This window comes from Stenotrophomonas sp. 01N47, assembly GCF_056399165.1.
Genome location: NZ_JBFTQU010000001.1, coordinates 526,697 through 549,365, shown reverse-complemented (window position 1 = coordinate 549,365; position 22,669 = coordinate 526,697). Strand labels below are relative to the sequence as shown.

At 67.7% G+C, this 22,669-nt stretch carries 23 protein-coding genes; 4 read left to right on the top strand and 19 right to left on the bottom strand.

Annotated features, from left to right (window positions below; translation table 11 throughout):
- Positions 1–25 precede the first annotated feature (25 nt).
- Positions 26–928, top strand: a complete 903-nt coding sequence (locus tag AC1DKR_RS02470; protein ID WP_394197233.1) for a cation diffusion facilitator family transporter — start codon at positions 26–28, stop codon at positions 926–928.
- A gap of 114 nt (positions 929–1,042) precedes the next feature.
- On the top strand, positions 1,043–1,477 hold the full coding sequence (locus AC1DKR_RS02465; RefSeq protein WP_025879232.1) for a RidA family protein: 435 nt from the start codon (positions 1,043–1,045) through the stop codon (positions 1,475–1,477).
- On the opposite strand, the gene AC1DKR_RS02460 is transcribed toward AC1DKR_RS02465, so the two are convergent.
- The 10 genes from AC1DKR_RS02460 to AC1DKR_RS02415 all read right to left on the bottom strand — a co-directional run bounded on the left by AC1DKR_RS02460 (position 1,474) and on the right by AC1DKR_RS02415 (position 9,978).
- Positions 1,474–2,187 carry an energy transducer TonB family protein gene (locus tag AC1DKR_RS02460; protein ID WP_447945271.1) on the bottom strand — a complete coding sequence of 238 codons (714 nt, stop codon included), beginning with the start codon at positions 2,185–2,187 and terminating at the stop codon, positions 1,474–1,476. The two genes, AC1DKR_RS02465 and AC1DKR_RS02460, sit on opposite strands and share 4 nt — an antisense overlap.
- Positions 2,180–2,980, bottom strand: coding sequence for a ChaN family lipoprotein (locus tag AC1DKR_RS02455; RefSeq protein WP_478030889.1), 801 nt, complete (start codon positions 2,978–2,980; stop codon positions 2,180–2,182). Before AC1DKR_RS02455 ends, AC1DKR_RS02460 begins: the two co-directional genes overlap by 8 nt.
- Complete coding sequence (locus AC1DKR_RS02450; RefSeq protein ID WP_478030886.1) at positions 2,967–5,441, bottom strand: TonB-dependent receptor; 2,475 nt, start codon at positions 5,439–5,441, stop codon at positions 2,967–2,969. The genes AC1DKR_RS02455 and AC1DKR_RS02450 overlap by 14 nt, the downstream gene beginning before the upstream one ends.
- Positions 5,442–5,520: 79 nt before the next feature.
- Positions 5,521–6,444, bottom strand: coding sequence for a FecR family protein (locus tag AC1DKR_RS02445; protein WP_478030884.1), 924 nt, complete (start codon positions 6,442–6,444; stop codon positions 5,521–5,523).
- Complete coding sequence (locus AC1DKR_RS02440) at positions 6,441–6,950, bottom strand: RNA polymerase sigma factor (protein WP_313250715.1); 510 nt, start codon at positions 6,948–6,950, stop codon at positions 6,441–6,443. Before AC1DKR_RS02440 ends, AC1DKR_RS02445 begins: the two co-directional genes overlap by 4 nt.
- Positions 6,951–7,109: 159 nt before the next feature.
- Positions 7,110–7,649 carry a hypothetical protein gene (locus AC1DKR_RS02435; RefSeq protein ID WP_478030882.1) on the bottom strand — a complete coding sequence of 180 codons (540 nt, stop codon included), beginning with the start codon at positions 7,647–7,649 and terminating at the stop codon, positions 7,110–7,112.
- Positions 7,646–8,200: a hypothetical protein gene (locus AC1DKR_RS02430; protein ID WP_223495424.1), complete on the bottom strand. Its 555-nt coding sequence runs from the start codon at positions 8,198–8,200 to the stop codon at positions 7,646–7,648. Before AC1DKR_RS02430 ends, AC1DKR_RS02435 begins: the two co-directional genes overlap by 4 nt.
- Before the next feature lie 85 nt (positions 8,201–8,285).
- On the bottom strand, positions 8,286–8,510 hold the full coding sequence (locus AC1DKR_RS02425; protein ID WP_025879228.1) for a hypothetical protein: 225 nt from the start codon (positions 8,508–8,510) through the stop codon (positions 8,286–8,288).
- Complete coding sequence (locus AC1DKR_RS02420; protein WP_394197227.1) at positions 8,495–9,208, bottom strand: glutamine amidotransferase; 714 nt, start codon at positions 9,206–9,208, stop codon at positions 8,495–8,497. Before AC1DKR_RS02420 ends, AC1DKR_RS02425 begins: the two co-directional genes overlap by 16 nt.
- Positions 9,205–9,978, bottom strand: a complete 774-nt coding sequence (locus AC1DKR_RS02415) for a YggS family pyridoxal phosphate-dependent enzyme (protein ID WP_033831385.1) — start codon at positions 9,976–9,978, stop codon at positions 9,205–9,207. Before AC1DKR_RS02415 ends, AC1DKR_RS02420 begins: the two co-directional genes overlap by 4 nt.
- Before the next feature lie 75 nt (positions 9,979–10,053).
- Here AC1DKR_RS02415 and ptsJ point away from each other — a divergent pair, with 75 nt between their 5' ends.
- Positions 10,054–11,337, top strand: a complete 1,284-nt coding sequence (gene ptsJ, locus AC1DKR_RS02410) for a MocR-like B6 salvage transcription factor PtsJ (RefSeq protein ID WP_478030876.1) — start codon at positions 10,054–10,056, stop codon at positions 11,335–11,337.
- A 10-nt stretch (positions 11,338–11,347) separates the two neighbouring features.
- On the opposite strand, the gene AC1DKR_RS02405 is transcribed toward ptsJ, so the two are convergent.
- The 7 genes from AC1DKR_RS02405 to AC1DKR_RS02375 form a co-directional block, all read right to left on the bottom strand.
- Positions 11,348–11,854 (bottom strand): hypothetical protein, encoded by a 507-nt coding sequence (locus AC1DKR_RS02405; RefSeq protein WP_025879224.1) that lies wholly within the window; start codon positions 11,852–11,854, stop codon positions 11,348–11,350.
- 82 nt (positions 11,855–11,936) lie between these two features.
- Positions 11,937–15,047 carry an error-prone DNA polymerase gene (locus AC1DKR_RS02400; RefSeq protein ID WP_478030874.1) on the bottom strand — a complete coding sequence of 1,037 codons (3,111 nt, stop codon included), beginning with the start codon at positions 15,045–15,047 and terminating at the stop codon, positions 11,937–11,939.
- Positions 15,048–15,052: 5 nt separating this feature from the next.
- Positions 15,053–16,462: a Y-family DNA polymerase gene (locus AC1DKR_RS02395; protein ID WP_478030872.1), complete on the bottom strand. Its 1,410-nt coding sequence runs from the start codon at positions 16,460–16,462 to the stop codon at positions 15,053–15,055.
- Positions 16,463–16,471: 9 nt separating this feature from the next.
- Positions 16,472–17,086 (bottom strand): translesion DNA synthesis-associated protein ImuA, encoded by a 615-nt coding sequence (imuA, locus tag AC1DKR_RS02390; RefSeq protein WP_363733609.1) that lies wholly within the window; start codon positions 17,084–17,086, stop codon positions 16,472–16,474.
- A 287-nt stretch (positions 17,087–17,373) separates the two neighbouring features.
- Entirely contained in the window at positions 17,374–18,381 is a 1,008-nt protein-coding gene (locus AC1DKR_RS02385; protein ID WP_223495412.1) for a cyclase family protein, read from the bottom strand.
- A 34-nt stretch (positions 18,382–18,415) separates the two neighbouring features.
- Positions 18,416–19,066 (bottom strand): DsbA family oxidoreductase, encoded by a 651-nt coding sequence (locus AC1DKR_RS02380; protein ID WP_478030870.1) that lies wholly within the window; start codon positions 19,064–19,066, stop codon positions 18,416–18,418.
- A gap of 92 nt (positions 19,067–19,158) precedes the next feature.
- Positions 19,159–20,109: a LysR family transcriptional regulator gene (locus tag AC1DKR_RS02375; protein ID WP_478030868.1), complete on the bottom strand. Its 951-nt coding sequence runs from the start codon at positions 20,107–20,109 to the stop codon at positions 19,159–19,161.
- Between the two features lie 107 nt (positions 20,110–20,216).
- Between AC1DKR_RS02375 and AC1DKR_RS02370 the strand changes: the two genes are divergently transcribed.
- A complete protein-coding gene (locus AC1DKR_RS02370) occupies positions 20,217–21,095 on the top strand; it encodes a sterol desaturase family protein (protein WP_478030866.1) in 879 nt (292 codons plus the stop codon).
- Between the two features lie 8 nt (positions 21,096–21,103).
- Here AC1DKR_RS02370 and AC1DKR_RS02365 read toward each other — a convergent pair whose 3' ends face one another.
- Together AC1DKR_RS02365 and AC1DKR_RS02360 are read right to left on the bottom strand one after the other, a co-directional pair.
- On the bottom strand, positions 21,104–21,808 hold the full coding sequence (locus tag AC1DKR_RS02365) for a helix-turn-helix domain-containing protein (protein ID WP_478030864.1): 705 nt from the start codon (positions 21,806–21,808) through the stop codon (positions 21,104–21,106).
- Between the two features lie 265 nt (positions 21,809–22,073).
- Positions 22,074–22,508 carry a VOC family protein gene (locus tag AC1DKR_RS02360; RefSeq protein WP_025878496.1) on the bottom strand — a complete coding sequence of 145 codons (435 nt, stop codon included), beginning with the start codon at positions 22,506–22,508 and terminating at the stop codon, positions 22,074–22,076.
- Positions 22,509–22,669 lie beyond the last annotated feature (161 nt).

Genomic DNA, 22,669 nt, shown 5'->3' with positions numbered 1-22,669 from the left:
GGTACGGTCGGCCCTTCGGCGAACGATGGATACCGCGCGCGAGCAACGCATCCTGAAGTTCTCGATCGGGGTCACCGTGGCGGTCAGCGCGGTCGGCTTCATCGGTGGTCTGCTGGTGGGATCGCAGGCCATCCTGTTCGACGGCATCTACAGCCTGGTCGACGTAGCCCTGACCCTGGTGTCGTTGTCAGTGCTGCGGCTGGTGGCGCGGGAGCATAGCCCGCGCTTCCAGTACGGTTATTGGCACCTGGAGCCGATGGTCGAGGCGCTGGGCGGAGTGATCCTGTCGTTGGCCTGCGTCTACGCACTGGCCAACGCGGTGATTGGATTGACCACCGGCGGGCACGAAGTGAAGTTCGGGCCGGCGCTGTGGTGGGCGGCGCTGCTGAGTGCCAGCAACCTGGGCATGGCCGCGTTCGTGGCCCAGCGGGCCCGCAGGCTGCAGTCGGCATTGCTGTGGCTGGATGTACGTGGCTGGATGCTGGGCGGATTGATGAGCCTGGCGGTGGTGCTGGCCTTCGTGTTGGCGCTGGTGCTGCATGGCGGTAAGTGGCACCACTGGGTGCCCTATCTGGACTCGATCGTACTGGCGCTGATCAGCCTGGCGGTGCTGCCGGTGCCGGCGCGCAGTGCGTGGAAGGCCATGCGAGAAGTGCTGCAGGTGGCACCCGATGATCTGGACGAACGCGTGCAGCAGGTGATGCAGGCGTTCGTGGCCGAGCATGACTATGCCGGCTTCACCAGCCATGTGGCGAAGATGGGGCGGATGCGCTTCATCGAGATCCACATCCTGACGTCGCCGTCGACGCCGCTGGGCACGGTGGGTGAGGTGGACGCGATGCGCGATGAGATTGCAGTGCGGTTGGACGCGCGAAGCAGCACGTTCTGGCTGACGATCGATTTCACCGCGGACCCGGCGTGGACCTGATGTTGTTCCTGCCGATCGTTGCGTGTGGTGGACCGCTTTGTTGCATGCAGGCGGTTTGACCTCAACAGCAGTTGAGGTCGCAGACTGCGTCGCATTCCCCACGAGGCATGCGGTATGAACCTGCTGACCACCCCGGACTTCAGCCATGGCCTGCTGGATCTGTTCGATCCGCCTGGCCTGCACGATCCCAGTGCCAACGGATATTCGCACGTGGCGGTGGTGCGACTGCCAGCGCGTGTGATCCATATCGCCGGACAGGGGGGCGAGGACGACCAGGGAAGCCTGTCGCCGAGCTTCGAGGAGCAGGTGTCGCAGGCACTGGACAATCTGCAGACCGCGCTGCGGTCGGCGCATGCGGATCTGGCCGATGTTGCACGACTGCGGATCCTGGTGGTCGACCACGACGAAGATCGCCTGGGCATCATCGCCCGCCAGGTGCGGCGACGTTGGGCTAATCGCGCAGCGCCGACCTGCACGTTGATTCCGGTGCCGCGGCTGGCGTTGGACGGAATGCTGTTCGAGATCGAGGCAGAGGCCTACAGCGCTTAGCGCAGGTAGTACTCCACCGGCACCACCAGTTCCTGCGGAGCTGGCAGTTCTTCTGGAATCCGGGGCAGAGGCTGCGCGCGGCGGAATGTCTGCAGCGCGCTTTCATCCAGCATCGGCTGTCCACTGGACTGTTCCAGGCGCAATGCCCGCAGTTGGCCGTCGCGGTCGATGCTGGCCCTGACCCATGCGGTGCCCTGCTGGCGCCGCGACCTCGCTACGGCGGGGTAGTAGCGGTAACGCTCCAGCCGCGCCATCAGGCGGGCTTCCCACTGGTCGCTGGCGGCGCCGGCCTGGAAGTCCGCCGGTGGTGCGTCCGGGGTGGGCGGTGCGGCCGTGATCGATGCCGGTGCGGAACGGGCATCGGTCGCGGCCGCAGGCGGGGCCACAGGCAAGGGCTGGTGGCCGTCGCCATTCTTCTGGCTGGCGGCGAGGTTGCCTTCGGGTGCCGCCGTGGCGCGCGGTGGCGGGGGGGCTTTCCGCGTTTCGGCCGCCCGTGATTGCTGCGCTTGGCTGGGGCGCTCGGACTGCAGTTCTTCCACCGGCTGCGGTGGCGTGGCCGGTGCCAGCAGGCGCAGGCTGATGCGCACGTCCTGTTCCGGCGGCGGCAGCAGCGGCGGGGTGGACACCCAATGGACGAACAGCAGCAACGGCAGCAGGTGCAGCCCGATGCTGATCGTCACCGCTTGCCAGTGCTGCCGACGCTCACTCATCGCTGACTACCCACAACAGGTCGGCGTCATCGCCCGCCACATCTTCGTCGGTTGATGCCAGCGTGATCACCAGCGCTGGCGCAGATGCTGGCAGATAGCCGGGCACGCCGGTGCCACGCAGCACATGCCAGCGGCCGGCGACGAGCAGGGCGGGTGCCGGCGACTGCATCAGCACCCGTGCCATCCGAGTGTCGCGTGCGTGCTGAACGGTGAGCATGCCATCGAGCATGGGCGCAGCGTCGGCGTGCTGCGCCAGCACCACTGCTGACAACCGCTGCCGCGCGCCGGTGGTCGGGAACATCACCTCGGGCGATGACGCCAGCAGCGTGTTTACGTCAGCGCGTGACAGGTTGCCGCCCTGCAGGCGAATGCCGCTGTCGGTGGCGATCTGCACCAGTCCGCCATAGCGTGGCCAAGGCCAGCGGGGATCCCAGTCCAGCAGTTCGGCCAGGCGTTGCGGTTCGACCTGATGGCCCCTGTCCAGCCAGCGCTGCACGCGCTGCAGCCGTGGCTGGCGGTCGCTGGCGATCATCTCCAGCACCAGCGCACCCTGTGGACGCTGCTGCTGCAATGCCTGCAACAGCCAGCGTTGGGCTGCATGGTCGGCATCGATATCGTGACGTTCGCCGAGCAGCACGCGCTCAGCGGCGGCAACCCGCTGCACGAAGGCCGCCTGATCCAGTTCCTTGCCACTGGCAAGATCGATCACCTTGCCGGGCATCGGCTGCGCGTTGGTCACTGATGCAAGCGCGATCAGCCCCAGCGCCAGCCAGCGCTGGCTAGAACGCCACATTGACGCCCACCGAGACGGTACGGCCGCGGCCGTTGCCGCGGTCCAGGATCGGGCTGAAGATGCTGTCGATGGAGGCGTTGTTGTCATAGGCCTTGTTCTGCAGGTTTTCGATGTTCAGCCACAGCGTGGTGTTGGCCTGTGGCTTGAAGCTGGCATAGAAGTCCAGTAGCACGCCGGTGCCGCCGGTCTTGCGGGTCTGGAAGAAGTCATAGCCTTCTTCGGTGGGGCCGGAGTACTCGGCGCGCACACCCGCCTGCAGGAGCTGCTGCCACCAGCGGCCGCCGACATCCAGCGTCCAGTAGCGGTCGGGCAGGGCGGTGATGTCTTCCAGGTTGACGAATTCGATGGCCGGCGCGCTGGTACGCGAGCGCGTCCAGCTGAGGGTGGCGTGGTAGTGCTCGCTGGCGTAGTGCGCTTCCAGCTCGAGGCCACGCATGCGCACCACGCCGGTATGATTCATCCATCGCGTGGTGGTGCTGAAGTCGTCCACGTCCAGGTTGTCGGTCCACGCGTTGAGCTGCGGGTCGCTGTCGATCGGCACCACGAACGGTTCGACTTCCGGCGGATGCACGATCAGCAGATACTGCGGCTTGATGTAGTCGCGGATTCGGTTGTCGAAGCGGGTCAGGCGCAGCTGCGCCAGGTCGCCGTCGACCAGCAGCGAGCTGGTGCTGAGGTTGGCGCCAAACTGCAGGTTGCGCGAACGCTCGCGGCGCAGGAAGGGGTTGGCGCCGACGCCGTCGGCATCGCTCATCCCTTCCAGCGGGATCTTCTCGAAGAACATTTCCTGCACGCGCGGCGGCCGCGAGGTACGCGAGACCTCGGCAAACAGCTGCAGCCAGTCAGTGGCCTGCACCGACAGCGAGAGGCTGGGGCTGAGCGCATGCTGGGTGCGATCGACGTCGATGCCACCGCCCCCGATCTCCAGGCATTGCCCAGGCACATCCGAACAGGTGGGGACGTGGCCACGGATGCCATAGCGGTCCTGGCGCAGGCCCGCCGACAGCGCATAGATGTCGTACTGCAGCTCCAGCGAGGTGAACACGCTGTCGAGTTGGCTGCGCCCTTGTGGGTTGGCGCCACGCAGGGTCGGGGTATCGGCAATGAAGACGTCCGATTGATGCTTGATGCCGGTGTTCCAGCGCGCCTGTACGGCGCCGATGTCGAAGCGGCTGGTGTTGTCCACGTTCCAGCTGCTCAGGCTGCTGTGGGTACGCCGGCCGATGTAGCTGGAATCTTCCACGGGCGGATAGAACAGCCGGGTCTTGTTGGCGGCGAAGCCGGCGCGCAGGTCGATCCACGGCGAGTAGGGCGTGTAGTGGTAGCTGGCGCGCTGGTTGCGAGCGGAAATCTGCCAGGGATAGTTGTGGTAGAAGTCGTTTTCATAGCGCATGTGGCTCAGGTCCAGGCGGTGCTGGTCGCTGGGCTGCAGGCGCGCCTTCAGCAGCCAGCTGCTGGGCTGCTGGCTGCCGGGGTCGGCACTGTTCTTCTGGCCATGGGACGTTGCGTATTCACTGCTGCGGCTGCTGCTGGCTGCTGCCAACAGGCCGAACTGGCGATCGCCGCCGTCTTCGCTGTGGCGCCAGGCGCCGGCGAAGGTGCGTCCGCTGCCATAGCCATTGTTGCCGTGCCGGTAGCCTGCGCGCAGGCCCCAGTCGTGGTCGTCGGAGATCAGGTCTTCGATGTCCAGGGTGCGGAAGTTGGCACTGCCGGCCAGCGTACCGGCACCATCGCCACCACTGACTGCGCCGCGCTGTACGTCGACGCCTGCCAGCAGGAACGGGTCGACGTAGGCGAACGGGCCGCCCGAGCCATGGCCGGCGTTGTTGCGGAAGGTCTGGGTGACGCCGTCGATCATGGTGTTGACCCGGCCTGCGCCGGCCATGCCGCGGATTTTGACCTGCAGGCCTGGCTGGCTACGCGAGTGGAAGGTGTGGGTGCCGGGCATCGAGCGCAGCAGACTGTTGCCGTCCTGGCGCTCGGCCATGGCGACCCGTTCGCTGCCGATCTTCGGCGCGAAGCCATCCTGCGCGGCCGGAACGTACTGGCTCGCCCCGGCACCCGGTGCAATGGCATGGGCGGTGCGCCCCTGCACGCGCAACGGGCCGGTCTGGCGGCTGCCATCGTCGGTGCTGGCCGGGGCCGGTTCGAGAGTGGCACGGCGTGCATCGATGAAGCGCGCACGCAGGCCGCTACCGGTCAGCAGCCGTGCCAATGCCTGAGTGTCGTCGAAGTCACCCTGCAGCGCAGGTGCGCTCTGGTTGCCCGGCAGGGCACGGCCGATCACCAGATCGACACCGCTGAGGCGGCTGTAGGCGTCCAGCGCGGTGACCAGCGGCTGGGCGGGAATGTCGTAGCGGCGGGTTGCGCTGGTCTGTGCCTGGGTGTTGGCAGCAAGCTCGGGGGCGATACCGGCGCAGGCAAGGGACAGCGCAAGAACAAGGGGGCGGTGGGACAGCATCATGGGCTCCAGGGGGTGACGCAGTGCGTCGTCACCCTGGGAAGACGCAGCGGCAGCCCGGATGTCAGGGTCGATGCGTTCAGCGCGCATCGGACGATGCCTTCGCCGGCAGCCACACCTGCAGGTTGGGCCCGATACGGACAACGCGCACGTGCAGCTCGGCGGCCAGCTGGTCGCGGCTGCGCGCGGCCGTATCCGCGTCGGCCAGTACCGTGACCGGTTGCTGCCGCAGTGCGTCGCCGGCGATCCAGGTATGGCCACCATGCCAGCGATCCAGATCCTGGACGACGTCAGCCAATGGCGCGGAGACCCAGGCCAGCCGGCGTTCGCGCCATGCCAGCTGCGCCGGGTCTGCTGCAAGCGCGGGCGAGGGCGCAGTGCCGTCGAAGCGCAGCTGCTGGCCGGCGGCCGCTTCGCTGCTGCCCAATCCACTGTCCACGCGCACCTGGTGCTCGGTGACGGTCACTACGCTGGCATCGCCACTGACCGCAATGTCGAAGGCAGTACCCAGCGCCGTGACCGTACCGTGCGGCGTATGCACCTGGAACGGACGGTCGCGATCAGGTACGACCTGGAACCAGGCCTGGCCGTGCCGCAGCTGCAACGCACGCCGGTTGGCATCGATGCGCACGCCCAGTTCGCTGTTCGGCGAGAGCTGCAGGCGTGAACCGTCCTGCAGGCGCACCTCCTCGATCTTGCCCGATGCCGTGCGCAGTATCTGTTCCGGCAGGGGGGCGTTGTGCCGGCTGTAGAGGCCGAGCGCACACAGCAGCAGCACGGCGATGCCGGCTTCGCGCAGTCGTCGGCGCTGGCGACGCTGCTGCTGCCGCTGCAGGCTCGGCAGTGCTGCACCGGCCTGCCACAGCTGCAACAGGTGCTGGTACTGCGCCGCGTGGCGCGGATCGGCCTCATACCACTGGGTGAAGGCGGCTTCGTCGCGCTGTTCGTCGTGCGCATGCAGCCACCAACGCGCTGCTTCGCGGGCGATCGGATCCTGGCTCATGCGGTCGGCACCTGCTGCAGGGCCACCAGTGCGCGCAGCAGATGGCCATGCGCGGTCTGCCGGCTGATGCCGAGCTGGCGGCCGATGTCGGCCAGGCTGCACTGCTCGACGCGTGCCAGCAGGAACACCTCGCGCGAGCGCGGCGGCAGGGCCGCGATGATCGCATCGAGGTGACGCAGTTGTTCGGCATCGAGCAGGCGTTGCTCGGGCAACGGGGAGGGATCGGCGATGGCCTGCAGTTGCGCGTCGTCCAAGGCCTCTTCGCGACGGCGCTGGATCAGGCGATAGTGGTCGGCGATCAGGTTGTGGGCAACGCGATACAGATAGGCGCGGCCATTGCTGAGCAGGCCGCTGGCGGCGACTTTGACGACACGCAGCCAGGTTTCCTGGACGACATCATCGGCGTCACTGCGTTGTGGGAGTTTGCGACGGACGTGGGCGTGCAGCGGCCGATAGTGGGCGGCGCACAGCTGCGCGACATCCGTCGATTCGACAGGTGTGGGCACGGGGCGGGCGAAGGCTGGGGAAGGGAACAGCCCGCGGCGGCAAGGGCAGCGGCATTACCTTACAGTAAAGAAGAATCATTTGCATCCAGGTGCGGGGACGCAGGCTGTGCCTGTCTTGCTGGAGTACCGAGCGGACGTGCGCTGGCGGTACAGAGAGCGCTACGGCGAGCGCGCGGCGTGCGCCATCTGCAGCAGCAGTCGGTGGGCCGGGAACATGCGCAGGCTGGGGTAGCGGGCGCGGTAGTAGGCATTCCAGTAGCTGGCGGCGCGTTGTCGGCAGAGGTCGAAGAATGCGCGGTTCTCGCCGATGAGCGCGGCATAGCGCTGCAGGCCGGTCTGTTGCGCCTGGATCGCCACGGCCGATGCGATCTCGTCCACGTACTCACCCAGCAAGGCCAGCTGGAAGGCATGCACCCAGGGCATCGGCGAGGGACCCAGCGTCTCGACCACACGTTGCCGTACATGTCCGTCACAGTGACGCGAAAGCAGGCAGAGGCAGAGGGCGCGCGCATCGCCCTGCAGATGGGATGCGAGCCGGAACAGGTCCGTGGCGTCGGCGTAGATGCGATAGGGGAACCGCAGCAGCTCTCCCCCGAGGATGAGGCTGCGTTCACCATTGCCCGACAGATTATCGATCCGGCCCAGCCGTTGCTGGAGGTCGGTGCAGGTTGCCTGCAACGCGCGGGGAACGTCGATCAACGCGACGGTTCCGCCAGCGTGGTGCCGCGATGGTCGCAGTGGATCTGCAGGCTTTCCGTGGCGTTGGGGTGCAGATCGAAGCCGCACCGCTGCAGTGCATCCTTGGCCGCTGCAACGGCGTCTGCATGACGGCTGACGCGGTGCTGCTGCCAGCGCAGTGGAGTGAACACGCCCAGCGGAAGCAGGCGTACGCGCCGGCCGTGCAGGACCAGTGAGACATCCACATGGCGACCGTCCAGATCATGGCCGTTGGCGCCGAAAATGGCGTCGATCTCATCGTGGCGATGCCGATAGCAGCAGCGGAACACGGCGATGCCGAGGCGCCGTACCAGACGCCGGAAGCCTCCCAGCTTTCCCTGGCTGCATTCGAAGCCGCGGGTGACCAGCAGGCGCAGCGTGGATGGCAGCAGTGCCTGCGCATCAAGCAGGCACTGCAGGACCTCGGCCTCGAGGATGACCTGTGACGCGGGCCAGCGCGGGGCAATGCGCAGGCCGTCGATGGTGCCGCGTGACAGGGACAGTCTGGAGGTTGGCGGGAGGTGGTCTGGCATGGGGGCGTTCCTGCGGCATCGAGCGGGAACGACTCTACAGGACGTTGCGCAGCATGCGTTGAGTCAATGCCGCATCACCTGGGGATCAGAGATCGCGGTATTGGATCTGCGCGGCCAGCACGCGCAGGCCATCGGCAGTGCTGGAGAGGATGCGCTCCTCGCCGATGCCCTTCTGCCGTTGCAGGCTGAAGCCTTCGGCAGCGGGCAGGCGTGCGGCGATGGCGTCGATGCGTTGCAGCGCATTGGGACCGTCACAGTCGAAATGGCCCCAATGGATGCCGTTGTGCTGGATGGTCAGGCGGTAGTGCATGGGCGGGTCTCCGGCAGGTCGTGCAGCCACTGTTGGAACATCGCGGTCGCCGCGGCGGCGAGAGGCCCGCCGTAGCGGCGCGCCTGCGCGCGCAGGTCGATGGGATCGATGCCGGCCGCGGCCAGTTCCAGCGCGTGGCCGATCAGCCAGCGCTCGAACTGGCGCGCATCCAGTTCGGGATGGCATTGCAGGGCGAGCGCATGGTGGCCGATGGCGAAGGCCTGGTGGCGACAGGCGGGCGTACTGGCGAGGCGGCGTGCGCCCTCCGGCAGTTCGAAGGCTTCACCATGCCAGTGCAGCACCGGGATGCCCTGCAATGCCTGCAAAGGTGAGCGCTGGCCTTCATCGGTGAGCAGCAGCGGTGCGAAACCAATTTCCTTGCCGCCGGTGGGGGCAACGACAGCATGCAGTGCGCGCGCCATCAACTGGGCGCCCAGGCAGATGCCCAGCGTCGGCCGCTGTTGCTGCAGGCGACGCTGCAGCAACGCGATGCTGTCGGCGAGGAACGGGTAGGCCGCTCCATCGTTGACGCTGATCGGGCCACCCAGCACCACCAGCAGATCGGCATCTTCGGCAGCATCGAGTGCATCCACGCCTGCCTGCACGACCTTGACCTGCCATCCTTGCGCGAGCAGCAGCGGCTGCAGGGTGCCGAGATCTTCAAAGGCCACGTGCTGCAGGGCAACGGCGCGCTTCATGCCGGTGCTCCCGGGGTGGGCCAGTAGAAGCTGTCGGGCGTGGAGCGTGCACCGAAGATCGCCTGGCCAACGCGGACGACGGTGGCACCTTCCTCGATGGCGACTTCAAAATCACCGGACATGCCCATCGACAGCTGCGACAGGTCCAGGCCTGCCGGCGCCGTCTGCTGAAGCTGGTCGCGCAGCTCGCGCAGGCGCACGAAGCAGGCGCGTACGCGTTCCACCTCGGGGGTGAAGATGGCGAGGGTCATCAGGCCACGCACGCGCAGGCGGTCGAAGGCGGGCAGCTGTTGCACGAAGTCGGCCACCGCCGCCGGCTCCAGGCCGTATTTGCTGGGCTCGGCCGAGGTGTTGACCTGTACGAACACATCCAGCGTACGGTCCTCCAGCAGCAGCCGCTGCTGCAGCGCCTCGGCCACGCGCAGGCTGTCCAGCGCCTGGAACTCGCTGGCGAAGCGTGCGACGTACCGGGCCTTGTTGGTCTGCAGGTGGCCAATGACCGACCAGTGCACGCCAAGGTCAGCCATGGCCTCGGCCTTGCGCTGCGCCTCCTGCACCTTGTTTTCCCCCAGCTGGTGGCAACCGGCGGCTACGGCCATGCGGATGCGTGCTTCATCGACGGTCTTGCTGACCGGTAGCAGGCGCACGCTGGCCGGATCACGACCGGCGCGGGCACAGGCGCTGGCGATGCGCTGGTGCACGGTGGCGAGATTGGCGGCGATCTGTTCGACGGACTGGGCGACGGGCCAGTCGGCGGCGGCGAGGGACATGGGGCACCTCCGGTGCGGGGTCGCCAGGGTGGGATACACTGGCACAGGACAAGAGATAGTTTGGCATAGGACAAAATGAAAATCACCGGGAACAGCGCCGAAGCGATCTTCGACAGCATCCGCGAGGGCATCGGTAGCGGCCATCTGGCGGCCGGCAGCGTGCTGCCGCCGGTGCGGGATCTGGCCGATCAACTGGGGGTCAACCGCAATACCGTAGCCGCTGCCTACAAGCGGCTGGACGCGGCGGGCCTGGCCAGTACGGCGGGACGTCGCGGCACTGTGGTGCGCGGCCTGCCGGCGACGATGGCACGCGAGGGCAGTGCACCGGGATTGGCCCTGCACGATCTGGCCGGCGGCAATCCGGATCCGCGCTGCCTGCCCAGCCTGCGGGTGGCTGCGACGTCCTCGCGCCTGTATGGGGTGGAGACGGTTGATCCACGCATGCAACGCCTGGCACGGGCCTCGCTGGATGCCGATTGCCCGCCGGGCTATGCGCTGGAACTGACCCATGGCGCGGTCGATGGCATCGAGCGCCTGCTGTCGGCGTGGCTGCTGCCGGGCGACCGCATCGCGGTGGAGGATCCCTGTTTCCTGGGCAGCCTCAATGTCCTCGGTGCGGCCGGGCACGTGCCGTTGCCGGTGGCGGTGGATACGCACGGCATGCAGGTGGAATCACTGCGGCAGGCGTTGGATGCGGGTGCACGCGCGGTGCTGCTGACCCCACGCGCGCACAATCCCACCGGTGCCAGCCTGGATGCGAAGCGTGCGCGTGCGCTGCGCCAGTTGCTGGCCGGCTATCCGCAGGTGGCGGTGCTGATCGACGATCACTACGCGCTGCTCTCGCAGCAGAGCTATCACTCGGTGCTGCCGATGGACGGTCGGCGTTGGGCGCTGCTGCGTTCGTTGTCCAAGGCATTGGGCCCGGACCTGCGCGTGGCCTGGTTGGCCTGCGATGGGCAGACCGCGGTGCGCCTGCGCCTGCGCCTGGCGGCGGGCACCGGCTGGGTCAGCCATCTGCTGCAGGATGCAGCCAGTTCGGTATTGGAGTCGGCGCAGCAACGGGCGAAGGTGGCTGCCGCCGGTGAGCGCTACCAGCAGCGGCTGCAGGGTCTGCAGGACCTGCTGCAGGCGCGCGGGCTGCCGACACCGATGCCGATGGAAGGCTTGAATCTGTGGCTGCCACTGCCGGCCGACAGCACGCCGCAGGTGCTGGCACTGGCGGCACGTGGCTGGCATGTGCGTGGGGGTGAAGTCTTTGCGGTGTCTGCACCGGCGCATGGGTTGCGCATCACCTGTGCGGCACTCGGCCCGCCGCAGCAACGTCGGTTGGCCGATGACCTGGCGGCGGTGATGCGCTGAGCGTGCGTACTCAGGGCGCGGCGCTGGCGCCGGGGCGCACGTAGTAGGACTGGCCGCTGTCGTCGAGGAACACCAGCTCCGGCTTGCCCTGCCAGGAACTCAGCATGGCGCCGGTGTTGTTCTGGTGCTTGACCATCAGGCTGGCGCCGCGGTCCGGGTTGGCGACCACCTTGAAGACTTCGGTGGTGCCGGTGGCGTCGTCAAGGGTCAGCAGGGCTTCGCCACCCCGGTCGCTGGTGCCGTAGCCGCCGCGCTCGGAGCCATCGGGGCCGAGCAGGATCAGGCCGGACAGGGCGGTGGCACGCGGCCCCTGCGGGCGGCCCCGGCTGAGGGGGTCGGGAACCGGGGCGCCGAGGATCACCCGCGGCTGGCCGCTGGCATCGTGGATGATCAGGCCGCGCGCTTCGATCACGCGGTGCGGTGACTGGCTGCGATGCAGGTTCCAGGCGGTCCAGCCGGAAACGAGCAACGCGAGCATGGCGACCACCAGGGTGGTCAGGGTCAGGGCACGAGCCATTGTGTATTCCTTCCTTGGACGTGGCCGACGATAGCGGAATCCGGTCGGCCGTGGCCAGTTCGGTGTGTGACGGTGTGTATCGTCAATGGAAGTCGCGGCTGTGGCTGCGCAGTCCCTGCAGCAGTTCGTCCAGGCAGTGCATGCGCTGCACGATCACATGCTGCACGCCATCCACGCGTTCCAGCCGGCCGTCGATCTGCATCAGCTGCGTATCTACCAGGATGTGGTGCTGGCGGTCGGCCAGATGTCGCCAGACTACGGCGTTGACCATGCCGGTTTCATCTTCCAGGGTAAGGAAGGTGACACCGCTGGCGGTCTGCGGGCGCTGGCGCATGCGTACCAGGCCGGCGATGCGTACGCGCCGGCCATGACCATGGTTGGCCAGCTGCGCGGCATCCAAGCAGCCACGGGTTCGCAGCTGCGCACGCAGGAACGACATCGGATGGCGGCCGAGGGTGGTGCCGGTGCTGCGGTAATCGGCCTGCATGTCTTCCCAGGCGCTGGGCAGGGGCAGGGCCACGCGCGCTTCGGCGGTGGCGCGGGCCTGGTCGAACAACGGCAGGCGGTTCTCCACGCCGGAGATATCCCAGCGTGCGCGGTGGCGATGGCCGCTGAGGCCGCGCAGCGCGCCGGCATCGGCAAGCAGGCCCTGCTGGCGGCGATCCAGTGCGGTGCGCTGGCAGAGGTCGCCAACATCGTCGAAGGGGCGCCGCGCGCGTTCGCGCATGATGGCCTGCGCGGCCGGTTCGCTGCAGCCATCGACCAGGCGCAGGCCGAGGCGGATTGCCGCCGCGCCTTTGCTGAAGTCCAGCGTGCAGTCCCAGTCGCTGTGGCGCACGTCCACCGCCAGTACCGTGATGCCATGCCGGCGAGCATCCTGCAGCAGCTGGTCGGGGCTGTAGAAGCCCAGCGGCTGGCTGTTGATCAGGCTGGCGGCGAACGCGGCCGGGTGATGGCACTTCAGCCAGCAGCTGGCATAGGTGAGCAGGGCGAAACTGGCCGCGTGGCTTTCCGGGAAACCGTAATCGCCGAAGCCCTTGATCTGTTCGAACAGGTGCTCGCCGTATTCCAGGCTGAAGCCGTTTTTCAGCATGCCGGTCAGCAGCTTTTCGCGATGGGGCTCCAGGCCGCCACGACGCTTCCAGGCAGCCATCGAGCGGCGCAGGGCATCGGCTTCACCGGCGGTGTAGTTGGCCGCATCTACCGCCAGCTGCATCACCTGCTCCTGGAACAAGGGCACGCCCAGAGTGCGCGCGAACACGCGTTCCAGTCGCGCTGGATACAGCGGGTTGTCCGGATCGTTCAACGCATCCGGGCCTTGTTCGCGCAGGATCCGCCGACGTTCCAGGTAGGGATGGACCATGTCGCCCTGGATCGGGCCAGGGCGCACGATCGCCACCTCGATCACCAGGTCATAGAAATTACGCGGCTGCATGCGTGGCAGCATCGCCATCTGCGCGCGCGACTCGATCTGGAACACGCCGATGGTGTCGGCGGCGCAGATCATGTCGTAGGTCGGCTTGTCATCGTCCTCGATTGCATCCATGCGGCCACTGTGCAGGCCGTGCTGGTGCAGCAGGGCCAGGCATTTGCGGATGGCGGTGAGCATGCCCAGTGCCAGGCAGTCGACCTTCATCAGGCCGGTGGCGTCCAGGTCATCCTTGTCCCACTGGATGACGGTGCGGTCGGCCATCGCCGCGTTCTCCACCGGCACCAGCGTCGACAGCGGATGCTCGGAAATCACGAAGCCGCCCGGATGCTGCGACAGATGGCGCGGAAAATCGATCAGCTCGGCGGTCAATGCCAGCAGCCGGCGCATCAACGGTGTTTCCGGATCGAAGCCGCGCTCGCGCAGGGTTTCCGGCAACGGAATGTTGCCGCCCCAATGGTCCATCGCCGCGCCCAGTTCGTTGACCTGGTCCATCGGCAGGCCCAGCGCGCGGGCGACATCGCGGATCGCGCTGCGGCCACGGTAGCTGATCGCCACCGCCGTCAACGCGGCACGCTCGCGGCCATAGCGGTTGAACACGTACTGCAGTACTTCCTCGCGGCGCTCGTGCTCGAAGTCGATGTCGATGTCCGGTGGCTCATCACGCTCGGCGGAGATGAAGCGCTCGAACAGCAGGTTGCTGCGCGCCGGGTCGATCTCGGTCACACCCAGCACGAAGCACACCGCTGAATTAGCGGCCGAGCCACGGCCCTGGCAGAGGATGTCCTGGCTGCGGGCGAAGCGCACGATGTCCTGCACGGTGAGGAAATAGGAGGCGTACTGCTTCTGCTTGATCAGTGCCAGTTCGTGCTCGATCTGCTTGCGCTGGGCTGGCTCGATGCCCTTTTTCCAACGCCAGGGAATGCCGCGCTCGACCAGCACGCGCAGCCAACTGTCCGGGTCGTGGCCTTCGGGCACCAGTTCGCGCGGGTAGGTGTATTTCAGCTGGTCCAGGGAGAAGTGGCAGCGTTCGGCGATGCGCAGGGTTTCTGCCAGCAGGCCGGGCGGATACAGCTGGGCCAGTGCAGTGCGCGGGCGCAGATGGCGCTCGCCGTTGGCAAACAGGCGCCAGCCAGCCTCGGCCACGCTGCAGCGGTGGCGGATCGCGGTCAGCGTGTCCTGCAAGGCACGACGCCGGCGCACGTGCATGTGCACGTCGCCACTGGCGACCAGCGGCAACTGGTGGCGCTCGCCGAAGGCCTGCAGCTGCTGCAGCCGGCGCGTGTCGTCGTGTTCGTGGTGCAGCTCCACGGCCAGCCACAGGCGCAGCGGAAAACAACGGCGCAGCAGTTCCAGTTCGGTGGCCGCCGGTTGCCGGTCCAGCCACAGGCACAGCAGGCCCTCGGGCAGTCCCTGCAGATCCTCGCGCAGGCAGCGGTATCCGCCCTTGGCTGCCCGCCGGCGACAGGTGGTGATCAGCTGGCACAGCCCGGCATAAGCGGCCTGGTTGGTGCACAGCAGGGCCAGCTTGGGCCCGTCTTCAACCTGGAATTCGGCACCGACGATCAGCGCCACGCCGTGCGTCTTCGCCGCCTGCCATGCGCGCACGATGCCAGCCAACGAGCATTCGTCGGTGATGGCCAACGCGCGGTAACCCTGGCCGGCAGCGCGTGCGAACAGTTCCTCGGCGGTGGACGCGCCACGCTGGAAGCTGAAGGCCGACAGGCAGTGCAGTTCGGCGTATCCGGGCAGATCGGTGTGCATGGGGCTCAACCGAACCAGCCGTGCAGCATCCACGGCGCATGCGGATCATTGCGCGTGCGGAAGGCCCAGCCCCGCTGGCCCTGCGCGGTTTCCACCACGTAATAGTCGCGGCGTGCATCGGCCTGGTCCCACCAACCCGATTCGATACGTTCCGGCCCGGCGACGATACGCAGGCGCGGATCGCGCAGCGGCTGTGGCGTCTCCAGCAGCCAGCCGGGGCGCAGCGGCCACCAAGCGGGTGGCTTGGCCGGTGGCTGGGTGCCACTGGCGCGTTCGGGGCGGTGGTCGGCCTGCACGGCCAGTGGCTGCACGGCGTCATCGCCGAGGCGGGCACGCAGGCGCTCGCGCAGCTGGGTCCATGGCATCGCCTGCGCCGGGCGGGTATCGAACAGGTCACGTGCGGCCGGCACGAACGGCGGCAGCTGCTCGGCCTGCAGGCGCAGCGCACGGCTGCCGGCGGGCAGGGCGAAGGCTTCCATGCGGTTGCGTGCGATCTCGAACAGCAGCGCCGCATCGCGTTCGGGGGCCAGCAGGCCGATGGTCAGCACGCTGGCCGGCAGCAGGTCGTGCTCGAAATGCAGATCGAAACGCTGCACGCCACCATCGCGCGAACACAGGAATGTGGCCAGATCCAGCAGCAGGCGCCGCAGCGGGAACAGCAGGGCCTGGCTGGATTCGATCTCGTATTCGAATTCGATGCGCGCATCGAACCGGTCCGGCGGCTGGTAATAGCGCAGCGGCGCGTTGCCCAAACCGCGCACGGCATCCAGCTGCTGCAGTACCTCGGGGGCGAAGCGGCGGGCCAGGCTTTCGCGCGGCAGGTCGAAGGCCGCCCCCAGCGTGCGCAGGCCGGAGCGTGCCAGCACGGTCACCGCATCAACGGGCAGGCCACTACGCGCCAGCGGCAGCTGTGCCAGTGCGGCGGGCAGCTGCTGCGCATCGATGCCAAGGCCATCGTGCACATTGGCCAGCACGCGCGCGGCATGCGGGTTGGGGGCAGCGACCAGGCGATGGCGGAAGCCCAGGTCGTGCAGGCCGTTGCGCAGGCGTTGTTCGATCGTCAGCCAATCGCCGAAAAGGGCACGGCTGGCACCGATTTCCAGCACCAGCGCATGCGGAAAATCGAGGCTGACCAGCGAGCTGGTGCCATACAGCCAGCTGGCCAGCAACTGCCGGGTGTGCTGTTCGGCGCTGGGATCGTAGTCATGCAGCTGCAGGTCCTGCACCAGCACCTGCGCGGCCGACAGCAGCATGCCCGGGCGCAGCCCCGCTGCCCGCGCGGCAGGGCTGACCGCACGCAGCACACGACGCTGCGCCGGCCCCTGCAGCAGTACCAGCGGCCGCTGCGGATCCGGCTGCAGGCGCAGCACGCTGTCCAGCGCCAGCTGCGGCAACAACAGGCAGGCCCAGTGCATGGCGCGGCCTCAGTGGGCGATGGCCAGCGGCAACGGCTGCGCCGGTGGCAGCCCGCCGCGGCACTTCAACACCCGCACCTGGCCGTGGTCGAGCTGCAGGCGCAGGCTGGCCGGGGAGGGATTGCGGGCGGCGCGGGCCTCGCGGAACACGAAACCCAGGCACTGGCCGCTGTCGGCGGCGACCTGCAGGCGGCGCAGGGCGCGATCGTCGGCCTGCTGCGGCCAGCACAGCACGGCGGCGCAGGCAGCAGAGCGCAGGCACTGCTCGGCCGCCCACAGCGCCTGCTTCGGTGCGGCGTGGATGATCTGCAGCTGGGCCAGGTCGAGTCCGGCGGCAGCCCATGCCGGGGCATGCGGGCGGTAGGGCGGGGCGACCAGCACGATCTGCCGTTCGCGCTGGCTCAGTTTCGCCAGCGCCGGCCAGACCAGGGCCAGTTCGCCGACCCCGGGCGCGGCCTGCAGCACTTCGCACAGCCCGCTGGCCGGCCAGCCACCGCCGGGCAGGCGCGCGTCCAGCGCCGGGTGGCCACTGGCCAGATGGTCACTGGCCTGCCCCTGGCGTGCCGGCCCGCGCCAGACCTGGCGGCCGTCCAGCAGGCGGTCGAGGGCGACGACGGCGCCCATCAGCCGGTCCTCCGAGTGAGGCGCCGGGCGGGCTGGAAGCGGCAGGAGAGGGCGGAAACGGCAGGCATGGAGCGAGTATCGACAGGCCGGTATCAGGGGCTGAGACCGGACATGCTACTCGGCTTGTGAGTAATATTACTAATGAAATCGAAGGGTGGGGTTTCAGCTTGCTGAAGGGGGTAGAGCATCCACGCATGGCGTGGATCTGCTGGGGAACGGGGGGCCTGGATGCGGGAAAAGCGGTGCCGGCCAAGGTCGGCACCGCCCACCCTGGCCGGGCTATCGGGTCACGGGCGGACCGGCAGGGCCACCGGGCGCAGCGGCGCGGCGTCGCCGCCGCGGATCTTCAGCGGGCCACCGATGAAGGCGAACTCATAGACCTTGTCGCGCGCCAGTTCATCCAGCGCCACCAGCTCGATGATCGGCGCGCCCTGCTGCGCCAGCAGGTAGGTGTGCAGCGGCACGTAGTCGTCGGACACTTCGGAAGGGAAGGTCTCGAAGCTGAGGTTGTCGGCGCCGACGATCATCGCGCCGCTGTCCTCGACCAGGAAGCGCGCCGCATCCAGGCCCATGCCCGGCGGGTTGGCCATGTAGGCCTTGGGCTGTTCGAACAGGCGCATGCGACCGGTGCGGATCAGTACGATGTCGCCCTGCTGCAGCTTCACCTGCTGGCGTGTCAATGCATCCTTCAGGTCCTGGCGGGTGACGCGGTAGCTGTCCGGCAGCATGTCCACGCCCTTGGCACCGGCCACGTCGATCAGCACGCCACGCGCGATCAGCGGCGGGAATTTCTCGATGCCGGTGACATTCCAGCCGCGATCGCCGAGGTGCTTGTCGGCCTCGAAGCCGTTCCAGATCTTTCCGTGGATGCCGAAGTGGTTCAGCGCATCGATATGGGTGCCGGTGTGGCTGTACATCGAGAACGCGGTGCCGGTGTAGCTGCGGGTGAGGTTCATGGTCTCGCCCACGCCCATCGGGTCGTCCATCACCGTGCCGCGCGGGGTGTGGGTCATCCAGAACTGGTAGTGCGGGTCGCCGGCGTCCTGCCAGCTGGGCATGCCAACGTAGTACTCGGTAGCCAGGTCATAGGCCTTGCCGCCGCTGACCCGCGACAGGATCGCCGCGCGCGAGGCCTCGGTGATCAGGTTGAGGCGGCCGATCTCGTCCTTCGGCCCCCAGGGGCTGGTGCCGACCTGCTGGCCGGAGGGAGCGCGTTCGTGCGCGGACACGGTGGTGGAAGCCGCGGCGCCGGCCAACAGCAGGGCCAGTGCGGTGCCCAGGGTACGTGGGGTCATGGGAATCTCCTTGAGGGTGGGGGAACGGTGCGGCTCAGGCCGCGACCAGCGGCGCCAGGGCCTGGCGCAGTTGCGGCAGCGGCAGGGTCTGCAGGCGCAGGCCGTTGCCGGTGATGACGGTGGGGATGGAGCGGATGCCGAGCGCGGCAGCTTCAGCGCGGTCGGCCTGCACGCGCTGGCGCACCTCATCGCTGCGCATCCGGTCGGCGAAGACGCCACGCCGATGCCCCAGCTGTTCGGCGATGTCCAGCAGCGCCTCGACGTCACCGATGTTTCGGTGCTGGTGCAGGTGCGCCCACTGCACGGCATCGAACATCGCGCCGTGTGCGGCGTTGCCGCCGAGCATGCCGGCGGCCTGGCAGGCCAGTGCACCCAGCCAACCGGAAGGGTATTCGAAGTCCTGGGCACGCATGCCTTCGATGTCGATGCGCGCGCTGTCGTCATGCGCGGCGCAGTCGGCCCAGTGGCGCAGGATGATGGCCTTGGCGCGCGGCATCGAGCCGAACACCTCGATCATCTGTTCGCGCGAGTCCTGCAGCACGAAGCTGCGGTGGCGGACCTGGATGCCAAGTTCGACCGAGACCTGCTGCAGGCGCGGGGCCAGCACGAAGCACCAGCCGCAGACCACGTCATGAAAGAAATCGACCACCGGTGTAGTGGTGGTCAGCGAAGGAGAGGCGATCATCGGCCTGCCGTCCGTGAGAGGGGAGGCGGCAGAGTAGGCCGTGGCGCCGGGCCGAAACAGCACGCGGCGGGCAGCTCAGTTTTCGCTGGCGGTTACGAATCCAACCCGGCGCAGGCGGGCAGTTCGGCGTGCAGGAAATCGATGAAGGCGCGTACCTTCGCTTGCAGGTGGCGCGCGGTGGGGTAGACCGCGTAGACGAACCGCGGCGGATAGCGATGGTCGGGCAGCACCTGCTGCAGTTCGCCGCTGGCCAGTGCCGGTGCGGCCAGGAACGAGGGCAGCGCACCGATACCGAGGCCGGCGACCAGCAGGTCACGCAGCAGCAGACTGTTGTTGGCGGTGACCCGTGTCGGCAGGGTCACCGTGACCTGGCCATCTGGGCCGAGCAGCGGCCAGCTGCCGGGTGAATCGGACAGGCTGTAGCCAAGCACGCTGTGCGCCTGCAGTTCTTCCACCACCTGCGGTGCCGGATGCTGCTGCAGATAGGGCGGTGCTGCGCACAGCACCTGCTGCAGTGAAGCCAGGCGGCGGGCGACCAGCCGCGAATCTTCCAGCTCGGCGCGGATGCGCAGGGATACATCGAACCCTTCGCCAACCGCATCGAGCAGACGGTCTTCCATCACCAGGTCCAGTGCAAGTTGCGGATGCTGCTGAAGGAAGCGTGGCAGCAATGGCGACAGCGTGCTCAGCGCGAATGACTGCGGTGCATTGACGCGCAGACGTCCGCTTACTTCGCCGCGCTGCTGGGCGATGCCGCGCTCCAGTGCGTCCAGCTCATCGAGCAGGCGGCAGCATTCGCGGTAATAGGCATGGCCGGTTTCGGTCAGGCTCATGCGGCGGGTGGTCCGCTGCAGCAGCACTACGCCCAGGTGCGTTTCCAGCGTGCGCAGCTGCTTGCTCAGCCCGGCTGGCGACAGGCCCAGGTCTTCGGCAGCACGGGCGAGGCTGCCGCGTTCGACGATGCGGCGGAAGGCGCGCATCAAGGTGAAGGAATCCATGCCGGTCCCGGACGCGATGAGGTCGTCATTGTAGATCCACGCCATGCGTGGATGGACGACGCGGGGTGTTGCGCCGTTTGTTCAAGCCGACAGTCTGTACGCCCCGCCAACATGCAGGCCTCTCACTTCCCGGGTTGCCCATGAAGCACTGGATGCTCCGCCTGTATGCCCCGTTGTTCCTGCTGGGTTTTGTCACTGCCGCCATCGTATGGGTGGGTCACCATCACGGTGACCCATTGTGGCTGCTTGCCTTGCTGGCTGTCGCCATCGCGGTGTCGTTCGCTGCCGAGCGGCTGTGGCCATACGATCCGGCGTTCAACCATGACCAGGGTGACCGCCTGCGCGATGTCCTGCATGCGCTGGTCAATGAAAGCCTGAACCTGCTGTCGATCACCACGGTGCCGCTGCTGGCGGCAATCGTGCCCTGGCACGTCTGGCCGACGCAGTGGCCATTCGCGCTGCAGGTGCTGGTGGCGATCATCGCGGCTGACCTTGGCATCACCCTGGTGCACTACGCCAGCCATCGCATCGGCTGGTTGTGGCGGTTGCATGCGGTGCATCACAGCGTGACCCGCATGTATGGCTTCAATGGTTTGATGAAACACCCACTGCACCAGGCCGCCGAAGCGGTGGGCGGCGTACTGCCGCTGCTGCTGTTGGGCATGCCGATGCCCGTGGCCGCGGTGCTGGCGTTCGCCATCGCGATCCAGCTGCTGCTGCAGCATTCCAACGTGGACATGCGCCCGGGTGTGTGGGGCCGGGTGATGGCATGGGCACCGCTGCACCGCTTCCACCACATCCGATATGGCACTGCAGGTGATGTCAATTTCGGTTTGTTCTTCACCGTGTGGGACCACCTGCTGGGGACCGCGTTTGATGCACCGGGCTATCGGTTGCGGCAGCGTGATCTGGGCATCGGCAGCCAGCCGGACTATCCGCAGGCGTATTCCGCACAACTGCTGGCGCCCTTCCGCGCGCTGCCCCATGGCGAGGTGCCGAAGCTTCCGGAAGGACTGCGCAGGCGCGGGTGATCGATGCGTCAGGCCGCGCGCAGCTGCAGGCCCTGCAGTTGCGCGGCACCAATGCCGAACATGCGGCGCAGGCTGCGCGAGAGGTGGGGAAGATCGGCGAAACCGGCGGCATGCGCGCTGTCCGTCAGGCTGTGCCCGCGCAGATGATGCGCCAGCGCACTGCGCAGCCGTTGCCACAGCACCCAACCGCGCAGGGTCACTGCCAGCTCGGACTGGAAGCGCCGATGCAGCTGGCTGGTCGACAGATGCGCGGCCTCGGCGATATCGGCGGCCGGCACCGGGCCGGGCAGGTGCTGGGTGATGCGGGCCAGCGCCGCCTGCACACGGCGGTCCAGGGGCTGTGGGCGGCTCAGTCGCGGCAGCCACTCGTGCAGCTGCGCAGCATTGCCGGGCAACGACTGCAGATGCTGCTGGATCTGTTCGAGGTCGGCATGTGCCGGTTCGAGGAACACCGTGCAGCCGTCAGCGGGCGCCGACAGGATCGCGTGCGATTGGAAGGAGCGCAGCCACAGCCGTTGGCCCTGCTGCTGCACGCCATCGATCTCGATCTGCCAAGGGTCACCCCCGCTCAGCAGCAGCTGATGGGCGTAGTGCGCGTGCGCGGCGCTGTCACCGGCGTGGCCCTGCAGCACAGCCACGTGTGCATCCAGCAGCAGGGTGCCATTCCAGGGTAGAGCGGGGGAGGACATGGAGGAATTGTAGATCCACGCCATGCGTGGATGACCCCATCGAGATCGATATTTCGACAATTGCTGGAAGAGCATCCACGCATGGCGTGGATCTACTGCTCGCGGGAATCTGTCGAAGGCGGGGCGTTGTGGGTTTGCGGGGTGTGAGCCGCATGGATGCGGCGACCAAGCCCCCAGGGACGGGTTCACGGCGTCCCCGCACACCCACAGCGCCCCGCCATCCCACGGAATGTCCGCTTTTGCTGTTGCCGTTGCCTCTGCGGGTGCCGGGCGCAGCCCGGCCGCCACCTCACCGCCCCTGCGGGTCCGGCCGGTGGTGCACGTACTCGACCACGGTTCCATCGGGATGCACCGCATTGAACGCCGCGCCGGTGGGTACCACCTGCAGTGGAAAGATGATCTCGGCGCCAGCGGCCACCAGCTTGTCGTGATAAGGCCGAACGTCGTCGACCAGCAACGTGCCCGTGGTCGAAGTGAACGGCGCCAGCGCCTCGTCGCAGCCTTCGATCAGCAGGAACGCACCGACCATCGCCAGCCGCAGGCCCGCATCGGGAAACGGAAAGCCGGCATCGGCGACCACACCCTGCAGCTGCTCGTAGAAGGCCACGCTGCGTTCCAGTTCGCCGGGGGCGACGAACACCCGGATCAGCACGCGCGGGCTGCGCTGGCTGGAGGTGTCACAGCGGTCGCGCCAGAGATGGTCGAAGTCGCGATGTACGGTCATGGGCTCGATTCGTCGCCGGGGAGAACCATTATCGGCAGCGCCGTGCAGCCCGTTGATGACCGCCGGTGATGGGCTGATAACCAGTCCGCACATCGCGCCTGTGACTTAGGTCCTGTTGACAGCGATGAACGCCCTCGCACACTCTTCACATGATGGGTCGC

What these genes read in the sequence shown, in the direction of transcription:
- AC1DKR_RS02375 (WP_478030868.1), bottom strand. Translation starts at nt 20,109, where the DNA reads ATGGCGTGGATCTACAATGACGACCTCATCGCGTCCGGGACCGGCATG.
- AC1DKR_RS02380 (WP_478030870.1), bottom strand. Translation starts at nt 19,066, where the DNA reads ATGATCGCCTCTCCTTCGCTGACCACCACTACACCGGTGGTCGATTTC.
- AC1DKR_RS02450 (WP_478030886.1), bottom strand. Translation starts at nt 5,441, where the DNA reads ATGCTGTCCCACCGCCCCCTTGTTCTTGCGCTGTCCCTTGCCTGCGCC.
- AC1DKR_RS02415 (WP_033831385.1), bottom strand. Translation starts at nt 9,978, where the DNA reads ATGTCCCTCGCCGCCGCCGACTGGCCCGTCGCCCAGTCCGTCGAACAG.
- AC1DKR_RS02420 (WP_394197227.1), bottom strand. Translation starts at nt 9,208, where the DNA reads ATGAAGCGCGCCGTTGCCCTGCAGCACGTGGCCTTTGAAGATCTCGGC.
- AC1DKR_RS02395 (WP_478030872.1), bottom strand. Translation starts at nt 16,462, where the DNA reads ATGCACTGGGCCTGCCTGTTGTTGCCGCAGCTGGCGCTGGACAGCGTG.
- AC1DKR_RS02445 (WP_478030884.1), bottom strand. Translation starts at nt 6,444, where the DNA reads ATGAGCCAGGATCCGATCGCCCGCGAAGCAGCGCGTTGGTGGCTGCAT.
- imuA (WP_363733609.1), bottom strand. Translation starts at nt 17,086, where the DNA reads ATGGGCGCCGTCGTCGCCCTCGACCGCCTGCTGGACGGCCGCCAGGTC.
- AC1DKR_RS02385 (WP_223495412.1), bottom strand. Translation starts at nt 18,381, where the DNA reads ATGACCCCACGTACCCTGGGCACCGCACTGGCCCTGCTGTTGGCCGGC.
- AC1DKR_RS02460 (WP_447945271.1), bottom strand. Translation starts at nt 2,187, where the DNA reads ATGAGTGAGCGTCGGCAGCACTGGCAAGCGGTGACGATCAGCATCGGG.
- AC1DKR_RS02360 (WP_025878496.1), bottom strand. Translation starts at nt 22,508, where the DNA reads ATGACCGTACATCGCGACTTCGACCATCTCTGGCGCGACCGCTGTGAC.
- AC1DKR_RS02400 (WP_478030874.1), bottom strand. Translation starts at nt 15,047, where the DNA reads ATGCACACCGATCTGCCCGGATACGCCGAACTGCACTGCCTGTCGGCC.
- AC1DKR_RS02465 (WP_025879232.1), top strand. Translation starts at nt 1,043, where the DNA reads ATGAACCTGCTGACCACCCCGGACTTCAGCCATGGCCTGCTGGATCTG.
- AC1DKR_RS02365 (WP_478030864.1), bottom strand. Translation starts at nt 21,808, where the DNA reads ATGGCGTGGATCTACAATTCCTCCATGTCCTCCCCCGCTCTACCCTGG.
- AC1DKR_RS02430 (WP_223495424.1), bottom strand. Translation starts at nt 8,200, where the DNA reads ATGCCAGACCACCTCCCGCCAACCTCCAGACTGTCCCTGTCACGCGGC.
- AC1DKR_RS02405 (WP_025879224.1), bottom strand. Translation starts at nt 11,854, where the DNA reads ATGGCTCGTGCCCTGACCCTGACCACCCTGGTGGTCGCCATGCTCGCG.
- AC1DKR_RS02470 (WP_394197233.1), top strand. Translation starts at nt 26, where the DNA reads ATGGATACCGCGCGCGAGCAACGCATCCTGAAGTTCTCGATCGGGGTC.
- ptsJ (WP_478030876.1), top strand. Translation starts at nt 10,054, where the DNA reads ATGAAAATCACCGGGAACAGCGCCGAAGCGATCTTCGACAGCATCCGC.
- AC1DKR_RS02370 (WP_478030866.1), top strand. Translation starts at nt 20,217, where the DNA reads ATGCTCCGCCTGTATGCCCCGTTGTTCCTGCTGGGTTTTGTCACTGCC.
- AC1DKR_RS02425 (WP_025879228.1), bottom strand. Translation starts at nt 8,510, where the DNA reads ATGCACTACCGCCTGACCATCCAGCACAACGGCATCCATTGGGGCCAT.
- AC1DKR_RS02455 (WP_478030889.1), bottom strand. Translation starts at nt 2,980, where the DNA reads ATGTGGCGTTCTAGCCAGCGCTGGCTGGCGCTGGGGCTGATCGCGCTT.